Source organism: Nitratidesulfovibrio sp. (assembly GCF_040373385.1).
Taxonomy (GTDB): domain Bacteria; phylum Desulfobacterota; class Desulfovibrionia; order Desulfovibrionales; family Desulfovibrionaceae; genus Cupidesulfovibrio.
The window spans coordinates 186,155-196,099 of record NZ_JBDXXH010000008.1; the positions used below are offsets into that span (position 1 = coordinate 186,155).

At 68.1% G+C, this 9,945-nt stretch carries 10 protein-coding genes; 9 read left to right on the forward strand and 1 reads right to left on the reverse strand.

The window, feature by feature from the left end; all coding sequences use genetic code 11:
• The first annotated feature begins 10 nt into the window (after window positions 1-10).
• The 8 genes from ABWO17_RS13905 to fliQ all read left to right on the forward strand — a co-directional run bounded on the left by ABWO17_RS13905 (window position 11) and on the right by fliQ (window position 5,852).
• On the forward strand, window positions 11-769 hold the full coding sequence (locus tag ABWO17_RS13905) for a motility protein A (RefSeq protein WP_353119526.1): 759 nt from the start codon (window positions 11-13) through the stop codon (window positions 767-769).
• Between the two features lie 24 nt (window positions 770-793).
• Window positions 794-1,693: an OmpA/MotB family protein gene (locus ABWO17_RS13910; protein ID WP_353119528.1), complete on the forward strand. Its 900-nt coding sequence runs from the start codon at window positions 794-796 to the stop codon at window positions 1,691-1,693.
• Between the two features lies 1 nt (window position 1,694).
• Complete coding sequence (locus ABWO17_RS13915) at window positions 1,695-2,672, forward strand: OmpA/MotB family protein (RefSeq protein ID WP_353119530.1); 978 nt, start codon at window positions 1,695-1,697, stop codon at window positions 2,670-2,672.
• Between the two features lie 70 nt (window positions 2,673-2,742).
• Window positions 2,743-3,258, forward strand: a complete 516-nt coding sequence (locus ABWO17_RS13920) for a flagellar basal body-associated FliL family protein (RefSeq protein ID WP_353119531.1) — start codon at window positions 2,743-2,745, stop codon at window positions 3,256-3,258.
• A 26-nt stretch (window positions 3,259-3,284) separates the two neighbouring features.
• Window positions 3,285-3,845 (forward strand): flagellar motor switch protein FliN, encoded by a 561-nt coding sequence (gene fliN / locus ABWO17_RS13925; RefSeq protein WP_353119533.1) that lies wholly within the window; start codon window positions 3,285-3,287, stop codon window positions 3,843-3,845.
• Window positions 3,838-4,545: a flagellar biosynthetic protein FliO gene (fliO, locus tag ABWO17_RS13930; RefSeq protein WP_353119535.1), complete on the forward strand. Its 708-nt coding sequence runs from the start codon at window positions 3,838-3,840 to the stop codon at window positions 4,543-4,545. The genes fliN and fliO overlap by 8 nt, the downstream gene beginning before the upstream one ends.
• A 346-nt stretch (window positions 4,546-4,891) precedes the next feature.
• Entirely contained in the window at window positions 4,892-5,569 is a 678-nt protein-coding gene (gene fliP, locus ABWO17_RS13935) for a flagellar type III secretion system pore protein FliP (protein ID WP_353119547.1), read from the forward strand.
• 13 nt (window positions 5,570-5,582) lie between these two features.
• Complete coding sequence (fliQ, locus tag ABWO17_RS13940; RefSeq protein ID WP_353119537.1) at window positions 5,583-5,852, forward strand: flagellar biosynthesis protein FliQ; 270 nt, start codon at window positions 5,583-5,585, stop codon at window positions 5,850-5,852.
• 143 nt (window positions 5,853-5,995) lie between these two features.
• On the opposite strand, the gene ABWO17_RS17130 is transcribed toward fliQ, so the two are convergent.
• Window positions 5,996-6,967: a TrmH family RNA methyltransferase gene (locus ABWO17_RS17130; RefSeq protein WP_502914922.1), complete on the reverse strand. Its 972-nt coding sequence runs from the start codon at window positions 6,965-6,967 to the stop codon at window positions 5,996-5,998.
• A 729-nt stretch (window positions 6,968-7,696) separates the two neighbouring features.
• Here ABWO17_RS17130 and ABWO17_RS13955 point away from each other — a divergent pair.
• Window positions 7,697-9,535: a LysM peptidoglycan-binding domain-containing protein gene (locus tag ABWO17_RS13955; protein WP_353119539.1), complete on the forward strand. Its 1,839-nt coding sequence runs from the start codon at window positions 7,697-7,699 to the stop codon at window positions 9,533-9,535.
• The last annotated feature ends 410 nt before the right edge of the window (window positions 9,536-9,945 follow it).

A 9,945-nucleotide genomic window follows, 5' to 3' on the forward strand; every position in this document is an offset into this window, starting at 1 on the left:
GGGTACCCGCATGGATCTGGCAACCGTACTCGGCATCCTCATCTCGTTCGGGCTCATCGGCACCGCGCTGTCCATGGGCGGCAACCCGCTGTTCTTCGTGGATTCGGCGGCCCTGCTCATCGTGCTGGGCGGCACCCTGGGGGCCGCGCTGGTGCATTACCCGCTGCCCGTGGCCCTGCGCGTGCTGTCCATCACCCGCAAGGCCTTTGCCACCCGGCTGCACCGCATCGACCTGGTCATCGACCAGTTCATGGAATTCGCCCACCGCGCCCGGCGCGAGGGGCTGCTGTCGCTGGAACCCGCCGTGCGCAACCTGGACGATCCCTTTCTGCGCAAGGGGTTGCAGCTGACCATCGACGGGCTGGAGCCCGACGCCATCCGCGAGATCATGGAAAGCGAAATCGCCGCGTTGGAAACGCGCCACTCCATGGGGGTGGACATCTTCAACGCGCTGGCCTCGTACGCTCCGGCACTGGGGCTGGTGGGCACGCTCATCGGCCTCGTGCAGATGCTGCGTTCCATGAACGATCCCTCGTCCATCGGCCCGGCCATGGCCGTTGCGCTCATCACCACCTTTTACGGAGTGGTGCTGGCCAACCTGGTGTTCCTGCCGCTGGCGGGCAAGCTGCGCCACCGCAGCAAGGAAGAGGTGCAACTGATGGAGATGCAACTGGAAGGCATCCTGGCCATAGCCAGGGGCGAGAACCCGCGCATCATCCTGGAAAAGCTGACCTGTTATCAGCCCCCGCGCGAGCGGCGCACCAACTAGGAAGCCCCCGGGGGAGCACGGACCATGGCGCGCAACAGGCGGAAACCGCAGCCCGCAGGCAGCACCCAGCCGCCGTGGCTCATCACGTATTCCGACCTGATGACCCTGTTGCTGACCTTTTTCGTGCTGCTGGTGGCCATTTCGGTCATCGACGAGCGCCGCCGGGTCATGGCCGTGGGCTCGGTGGCAGGCAGCTTCGGGCAGGAGCAGGGCACCGCCAGCCTGCGCGAACCGGCGGACGGTCGCCCCGTGCCGGGCCTCGTCCCCCTGGGCGATGCTCCCCCGCGTGGCCGCGACCTGACCCCCCTGCGCGACATGCTGTGGGAAGATGCCGAGCGCGACATCAACTATCAGGAAAACGGCTACATCCAGATTTTCTCCATCAACGACGATGTGCTGTTCCGCACCGGCTCGACGGAGCTGACCGAACGCGGCGCGGCCCTGCTGGCGCGCATCGCCCCGGTGCTGCGCGGGGTGGAGCACCCGGTGCTGGTGGCAGGGCACGCCTCGCCCGCGCGCGACGAAGAGGGCATCCTGTTCCGGCTGCGCGGCGACGAAAAGGCCCTGCCGTCGCCGTGGCGGCTTTCGCTGGGGCGGGCCACGGCGGTGTACCGCAGGCTGGCCGACCTTGGCGTGCCGCGTGGCCGCATGCTCATGGAAGCCCACGGCGACACGCGCCCCCGTTTCGACAACCTGACCCCGGAAGGGCGGCGCGCCAACCGCCGCGTGGACATCGTGCTCGACCGGCGCAACGCCGAATGGGCAAGGCGCATGGAATCGCTGAAGGAGGGCGCCCCCGTGCGCGAAACCTTCCAGTACAAGGGGTTCCGGTTCGATTTCACCATGCCCGGCGGCCCGGAAACCGACGCGGCCCCCGGCCCGGACCCCGGCCCGGAAATTGACCAGGGCGAGGGAGGGCGCTGAGATGGCCGACCTCCTTCCCCCCCACGTGCCCCCCCACGCACACGCCCCCGCGCGCCGTCCGCGCAGCGCCCCGACGGAGGACAAGCCCCGCCAGCCGTGGCTGCTGACCTATTCCGACTTGGTCACCCTGCTGCTGACCTTTTTCGTGCTGCTGCTGTCCATGTCATCCATGAACCGGGTGACCCTGTCGCGCATCGGCAGCCACTTCGGCGAGGCGGGCGAGCAGGCCTCGGGCGTCACGGGTACGGTGCCGGAGCGCATCCGGCTGCTGGAACCGCTGCTGGCGCGGCCCGCGCAGGTGTATGCCCACCAGCGCGAGATCAAGGAATTGCTGTTCCCCGGTGCCGAGTTGCCCCCCGGCATTGACCGAAGTACACTGGACAAGAACCTGCGGATACTGGAACATCCGGAGGGCGTGGTGCTGGCCCTGACCGACGACCTGCTGTTCGCCCCCGGCCAGTGGCAACTGCGCGAGGCGGCGCGCCCTTTGCTGGGCATGCTGGCCGAAGTGCTGGAGTACGTTACCGCCGACGTGGCCGTTGCCGGACACAGCGACCCGCGCACCGAGGGCGCGCCGGTAATGGAGCAGTCCTCCGCAGAGGGGGGGCCGGGCGGCGGGGCAGGGGCCGCAACGGGCGATGCCGCCGGGTACGAGCTGGCCGGGCGGCGGGCGTTGACGGTTTTGGAATATTTCGTGCAAAGAAAACTTGACCCTGCCCGGTTTTCCGTCGCGGGGTATGGCCCGGACCGGCCATCCCTTGCGGGGCAGCCCCCCGCGCCCGGTGCGCCCGGTGCGCCCGGTGCGCTGGGCGCGGCCGGCGCGGCGTCTGGTGGTCGGGTGTCCGGCAATCAGGCGGCTGGCGAGGGGCAGGACGCCGCAGGCGGCCCCGGTGCGGCGACGGGTTCCGACGACCCCGACCGCAACCGCCGGGTGGAAATTCTGGTAAAGACCACGCCGAGACTCGGCGGATATCAGTAGGGCGCGCAGTGCGCGGTCCGGTGGGCAACCCGCCCGCCGCAATGTCCAGTTGTCCCAAGGAGCGAGCGCAGTGGCGGAAGAAGCCGCACCCCCAAAGAAGAAGTCCGGCAAGCTGAAGTGGATCATCCTCATTCTGTTGCTGCTGGTGCTGGCCGGAGCCGGTGGCGGCGGGGCGTACTGGTGGTTCGTCATGCGGCCCGCCGCACAGACTGCCGAGGGCGCGCAGGAAGCGGCCAAGGCCGAGGGCAAGGGTGACGCCAAGGGCGGCGAGGCCCCGGCCCGCAATGCCAAGGTTGCCAAGCTTCCGACATTTCTGGTGAACCTTGCAGACCCCACGGGCCGCCGCTACCTCAAGCTGACCATGGAGGTCGAGGTGGGCTCCGACGCCACGGTCAAGGAACTGGAAGGCCAGTCGGCCAAGGTGCGCGACGCGGTCATCCTGCTGCTGTCCAGCAAGTCGTACGCGGACCTCGCCCCCATCGAAAGCAAGCTCCAGCTCAAGAACGAGGTGGCCGACCGCCTGAACCAGATTCTGGGCGGCCCCAAGGTGCTGCGGGTGTACATTACCGAAATGGTCATCCAGTAGGCGCGTTGCGCGCAAGAGGAATACCCATGAGTGACGGCAAGGATGTCGATCAGGATCTGCTGGCGGCCCAGTGGGCTGCCGCCCTGGATAGTGAGGAAGACGACGATGGCGGCGGCGCCAAGGCCGCGCCCGCTGCCGCGCCCGCTGCCGCCGGGGGCGGCGAGGACGACGCCCGCCTGGCCGAGGAATGGGCCAAGGCCCTGGCCAGCGAAGAGCAGACCCAGCTGAAGAAGGAGAAGGAGCAGGGGTTCTTCGCCTCTGCCGCGCGCGAGGCAAAGTTCAAGGATTTGACGGAAGAGGCCAAGTCGCCCCGGCCCGACAGCGGGCGGCGCGAACTGGACTTCATCCTGGACATTCCGCTGGACGTGTCGGCGGAACTGGGCCGCACCCGCCTGCTGATCAACGAACTGCTCCAGTTGGGGCAGGGTTCGGTCATCGAACTGAACAAGCTGGCCGGTGAACCGCTGGAAGTGTACGTCAACGGCAAGCTGGTGGCGCGCGGCGAGGCCGTGGTCATCAACGAAAAATTCGGCGTGCGCCTGACCGACATCATCAGCCCCATCGAACGGGTGAAGCAGCTTGCTTAACGCCACCGAATCCGCCGTGGGCGCCGCCAGCCCCGCCGCCAGCGCCGCCGCCGACATGGCCGCGCAGATTTCCGGGCAGGCTCCGGCCCAGGCGGAGGGCGCCGTGCGCGCCGTCATTTCCGCCAACGCCACCATGGGCGATGCGGTCCAGGCCCTGCCGCATGCCGCGGGACAGGTGGCGACCAGTGCCGCCGACGCCGTGAATGCCACCATGGCTCACGCCAATGCCACCATGGCATCGGTCAACGCGACTGTCGGCGCCTCCGACGGCCTTGCTGCCGCCGCCGTGCCCGCCTTTTCGTGGAGCGGATACATCCAGGCCGTGGGCGTGCTGTTCCTGCTGGTGGGGCTGCTGTGGCTGGCCCTGTGGGCCGTGCGCCGCCACGGCGGGCTGTTCCGCGCCGTGCCGGGCGCGGGCGGCTTTTCGCGCGACGACCTGCGCATGGAGGCGCAGTTGCCCATTGGCCCGCGCAAGGGGCTTATGGTGGTACGCTTCTTGAACAAGCGATTGCTGCTGGGCGTCACCGACCAGCAGATAACGCTACTCACGGAGCAGGACCTTGACCATGAGCACGGCAGCGACGACGCAACTTCCGACCCCGACCGGGTCCCCGGCCAGCCCGGCGGGCGCGGCACCGGCGGCTTCTCCTCGGTGCTGGGGCGTGCCCTCGGCAAGGGGCGTACACCTTCCGGCGGTTGATGCCGCCACCGTCATTTCCGCCCCGGCATCCGCCCGCCGGGGCGTCACCGGCCTGACGGCGGACCCCGCCGAGGCCGCTGCGCCAGACGCCAAACCTGACGTCACCCGCCAGGGCTCCACCCGTCCGGCAGCCGTCCGCCCCATCGTTCCGGCTCCCTGCGACCTGTCCGTGGGCCATGCCGCCCTGCCCGGCAGCCCCCTGCGTTCCGGCGCCACCCGTCCTGCCGCCGCCATCCGCCTGTTTTCCCTGGTTAGCGCCCTGCTGCTGCCCCTGTCGTGCCTAGCGTGCCTGTCCTTCCTGACGCTTCTGGGCAGCGGCGTGGCCCATGCGGCGCAGGACCTGGTCATGCCCACCATGCAGCTAACCCTTGGCGCGGGCCAGACCGAGCCGGAAAAGGTCTCGCTGCTGCTCGAAATCCTGTTCATGCTCACGGTGCTTTCGCTGGCCCCGGCCATCATGCTTACCGTGACCAGCTTTACCCGCATCATCATCGTGTTCCACTTCATCCGTCAGGCGCTGGGCGTGCAGCAGCTGCCGCCCTCGCAGGTGCTGGCCAGCCTTGCCATTTTCATGACGGTGGTGATCATGATGCCCGTGGGCAAGCAGATCAACGACACCGCCCTGCAACCGTACCTCGAGGAGCGCATCGGCTTCAACGAGGCGCTGGACAAGGCCCAGGCGCCGTTGCGCTCGTTCATGTTCAAGCATACCCGCGAGAAGGACCTGTCGATCTTCTACGCCATCACCAAGATTGATCAGCCGCGCACCAAGGAAGAGGTGCCCACGGTGATGCTGGCCGCAGCCTATGTCATCAGCGAGCTGAAGACCGGGTTCACCATCGGCTTCCTGATCTACATTCCGTTCCTGGTCCTGGACATGGTGGTGTCCAGCATCCTGCTGGCCATGGGCATGATGATGCTGCCGCCCATGATGGTATCCATGCCCTTCAAGCTGCTGCTCTTCGTCATGGTGGACGGGTGGGCGTTGCTGGTGGGGTCGTTGGTCAACAGTTTCGCGGTCTGAAGAGGTACGTCACATGACGCCGGAAATGGTCATTGCCTTCGCGCGCCAATCCATCGAGGTCGCCCTGCTCATCTCCCTGCCCATGCTTGGCGTGGGGCTGGTGGTGGGCGTGGTGGTCAGCATCATCCAGGCCGCCACCCAGATTCAGGAAATGACGCTGTCGTTCATCCCCAAGATCGTCTCCATCTTTCTCGCGCTGCTCATCTCGTTTCCGTGGATCATGGACAAGATGATCACCTACACGCGGGACGTTTTTCTGAATATTCCTACCTACATCAGATAGTTTTCGCCGTCTTGCGCGGCGGCTGCCGGGTGTGGAAAAGCCCCTGTCCTTCCAGCGGAAGGGCAGGGGCCTTTGTGTTGTCGAGAATGGGGATTCAGGGCGGGGCGAAGGGGCCGCCCGCAGGCAGGATGGAGCGTGCCCGGCTATCCCTTCTGGCGGCGCGCCGCGAAGCACCCCACAAGGATGGCCCCGGCCTGTGCCACGTTCAGCGAATCGAAGTCGCGGGCCATGGGAATGGACAGGGTGAAGTGGCAGCGCTTGGCCACGTTGGGCCGGATGCCGGTGTCCTCGTTGCCCAGCACCAGCACGGCCGGGGTGCGCAGCGGTTCGGTGAACGGATTGCGCGGCCCGCTGCCGGGCTTGCCATCCGTGTCCGGCGCGGCACCGCCCGCCGCATAGATGGTGTAGCCCGCCTCGTCGGCTTCATCCAGGGCGCGGGCCAGGTTGGTCACCTTGGCCACGGGCAGTTTTTCCAGTGCCCCGGCGGCAGCGCGGGCGGCGGCCCCGCCCAGCGCGGCCCCGCCGTGGCGCACCACCACCAGGCCCGCCGCGCCCAGCGCGTACAGGGTGCGGGCCAGGGTGCCCACGTTGCCGGGGTCCTGCACCTGGTCCAGGGCCACGATGAGCGGCAGCGGCGCGTCGGGGGCGTCGCGCAGGATGTCGCCGAACTCCGCGAACCCGGCGTCGAACACCCGGGCGATGACACCCTGGTGGGAAGGATGCGCCGGATGCGGGGGCCGTGACGCGTGCCCGGTGTGGTCATCGGCGTCCGCCTCGTGATCCGCGCCGTGATCCGCGCCCCGGCCTTCCAGGATGTCCCAGGCGGCGTCGTCATCGGCAAAAAGGTCGTCGTCGGGCTGGCGTTCGGGCATGTCCGGTTCGGCCACATCCGGCTCGGCCATGACTCCGCTGGGCTGCGCGATGGCCTGCCCGGACGCGAACAGCCGGTCCAGGGCGTAAGCCTCGGCAAAGATGAAGCGCACCCGCGCCTCGCGGCACAGTTCCACGATGCGGTCCACCTCGCGCCCACGCTTGCCCTTGCGGATAAGCACCGTTTCCACGCGGCTGGGATCCGATTCCAGCAGTTCCAGCACCGGCTTCACGCCGGGCAGGATGGAGCAGGGGGATTCCGGGGGCGGAGGGGGCAGGAAGGCGTCGGGCGTGTTGCGCTGACGGGTTTCGGGGCGGGCGTCACGGCGTCCGTCGGCGGGCCGTTCGGGCCTGCCGCGCCGGTCATTGCGGGCGCTGGGTCGCGAGTCGGGGCGAGAGCCGGGCCGCGAGTCGGGGCGGGAGCCGGGCCGGGGGGAGCGGCGCTCGTCGCCACGGCCTTCGGGGCGGTCGTCACGGCTTCCACCGGGGCGGGAATCGCGCCGTTCGCCGGGCTTGCCGGTTCTTCCGGCCTGACCATCCCGACCGCCTTGGCCGGCCTGACCGCGCGGGGCGTCGTCGCGCCCGCCCTCGCGTCCACCGGGCCGTCCCGTGGGGCGGCCATCCTTGCGGTTGCGGTTTGCGGAGCGGGAACGGTCGTCGCGCGTATCGTCGTTGCGGGCATCGCGCGGCGCGTCATCGCGTGCGGCGGTGCCCCAAAGGGGGTGCTTCTTGGGCATGTTTCGCTTTCGCCCGGATGGGCGCGGGTAGACGGGTTGCGTTGAATGGGCGGCATGAGGTAGGGTCGGGATGCCGCATACACCGCAGGTACCCTTGAACGTGCTTCCGCGCAAGGGGCCGGGGTGCCGCACCGCCGGGCCGACAGGTGCCGGGGCCAGGCCGAAAGCGGCAGACGATCCGACACACGCTCCTTCTCGCGGCCCTCTTCCGCCGCTCCCAACACATCCGGAATATCCATGCAGCGAACCAGACTCCTGTCCTCCGCCCTGCGCGCGCGTCGTGCCGTCCGGCACGTGCTTGTGCTTGTGGTGGTGGCGTTGTTGGCCGCCGGCTGCGCGCCCAAAAAGAATATCCCCCCCGTCCAGCCCGCCGAGGCATGCCCGGTGCCGCCCACCGTCACCGTCCCCGCCGCCGAACCCGAAGAGGTGGTGGAACTGCCCATCCCGCCCGCCGACGACGGCGTGCCCCTTACCCCGCAGGAATGGGCGGCCCTCAACTCCAGCGGCGAACTGGACAAGGACCTCACCCCCGAGGCCCGGCGCGATGTGGAATTGCACTTCAAGTACTTCACCCATCGCGCGCGCGGCACCTTCGAACGCTACCTGAAGCGCTCGCAGAATTACCTGCCGCACATCCGCGAGGTATTCCGGCAGCAGGGCATTCCCGAAGAGGTCGCCTATCTCGCCATCGTCGAAAGCGGCTTCAACCCCAACGCCGTGTCCCCGGCGGGCGCGGTGGGGGTATGGCAGTTCATGCCGTACACCGGCATGCGCTACGGGCTGTCGTACAGCTGGTGGATGGACGAACGGCGCGATCCGTACAAGTCGGCCCGCGCGGCGGCGGATTATCTGCAAAAGCTGTACGGCGACTTCGGTGACTGGCATCTGGCGCTGGCCGCGTACAACGCGGGTGAGGGCAAGATTTCGCGGGCGCTGGAAGGCACGGGGGCCGAGGATTTCTTCGACCTGCGGGCCAAGAACCACATGCTCGATGGCAAGGCCCAGCTGAAGGACGAAACGCGCCAGTACGTGCCCCGGTTCATCGCCGTCTGCAAGATCATGCGCAACCTGGAATCGCTGGGCTTCCAGACCCCGGACTACAGCTGCGCGCCGAAGCTGGAATCCCTGCGCGTGAAGCCCGGCACCGACCTGATGGCCCTGGCCCAGTCCATGGGCCAGAACTGGAACGACTTTTCGGCCAACAACCCCGCGTTCCGGCGCTACATATCCCCGCCGGACTCCCACACCACCGTCTATGTGCACCCCATGCACCTTGAAGCGGCCAACGCGTTCCTGGCCAAGCCGCAGCAGCGCAGCTACGCGGGCTGGCGGGTGTACAAGATACGCCAGGGCGACACGCTGGACCGCATCGGCAAGCGTTGCGGGGTGCCCGTTTCGGTGCTGAAGCGGGTCAACAAGGCCAGCGGCAAGTTGCAGGTGGGCCAGGAGCTGATGATCCCAGGCGGGGGCGATGCGTCGGGCTTCACCGCGCAAGCGGAGCCAGTGTCGTCGAAATCGGCGGCCAAGCCCGGCAGGCCAGACAGCGCGGACAAGCCGTCCTCCTCGCGCACCCGCGACATTGCCGAGCGCCGCGCCAGTTACATCGTCAAGCAGGGCGACACCCTGTACGGCATCGCCAAGGCCCAGGGCAGCAGCGTGGAAACCCTGCAAAAGGCCAACGGTCTTTCCGGCATTGCCCTGCAGGTTGGGCAGAAGCTGTACATCCCCGACGCCGGGGCCGAGGCCACGGCCATTGCCCGGCAAGAAGCGGAGGCCGCCAACAAGGCCATCGTGGCCAGCGCTTCGCGCGGCGGTGCCGAGCGCGCCGCCACGCCGGTGGCCGTGGCCGCCGTGTCCAAGGGGGGGAGTGGCAAGGCTTCCGCCGTGCAACCCGCCGCACGGTCCACCGCGCCGCTGGGTCGGGCCATCGTGTACAAGGTGCAAGAGGGTGACACCATGTGGGCCATCGCCCGCAAGTTCAACGTGCCGCCAAAGGACCTGTTGCGCTGGAACAACCTGGAGCGCGATGCACAGCTGAAGCCCGGCGATCAGATCACCGTGCACGCCGCCCAGTAACATCACCGCGCAGCCTCCCCGATAGCGGTACCCTGTAGGGCGCACCGCACCATGCTTTCCCCAACGCCCCGGCCTGGCCGGGGCGTTGGCATTTGGCGGACCTTTTTATCAACGCGCCAAATGCACGGTTGGCGCGGGTTTGATGACTGTTGCGGGAATAAAATCAGCGGGCTGACGAAAAACCTGTTGACGCCGGGTGGCGAAGCGCATAGATACCCCCTTCGCCGCAACGAACTGCGTTCGACGCGGCACGCTCTTTCAACCGGATCAATATGTTGCCGCTTTCCGGAACCCACTGCGGGTTTCACGGGGTCTTCGAGAAAAATCGAAGAAAACGAAAAAAGCGGTTGACACCTGGCGGGGCGCTGGGGCATACATGCTCCTCGCCGCGACGGGAAGCTCCGGCGGGG

Bases quoted from the DNA above. Each gene is read 5' to 3' on its own strand.
- ABWO17_RS13905 (WP_353119526.1), top strand. From the start codon at position 11: ATGGATCTGGCAACCGTACTCGGCATCCTCATCTCGTTCGGGCTCATC.
- ABWO17_RS13910 (WP_353119528.1), top strand. From the start codon at position 794: ATGGCGCGCAACAGGCGGAAACCGCAGCCCGCAGGCAGCACCCAGCCG.
- ABWO17_RS13915 (WP_353119530.1), top strand. From the start codon at position 1,695: ATGGCCGACCTCCTTCCCCCCCACGTGCCCCCCCACGCACACGCCCCC.
- fliN (WP_353119533.1), top strand. From the start codon at position 3,285: ATGAGTGACGGCAAGGATGTCGATCAGGATCTGCTGGCGGCCCAGTGG.
- fliP (WP_353119547.1), top strand. From the start codon at position 4,892: ATGCCCACCATGCAGCTAACCCTTGGCGCGGGCCAGACCGAGCCGGAA.
- fliQ (WP_353119537.1), top strand. From the start codon at position 5,583: ATGACGCCGGAAATGGTCATTGCCTTCGCGCGCCAATCCATCGAGGTC.
- ABWO17_RS13955 (WP_353119539.1), top strand. From the start codon at position 7,697: ATGCAGCGAACCAGACTCCTGTCCTCCGCCCTGCGCGCGCGTCGTGCC.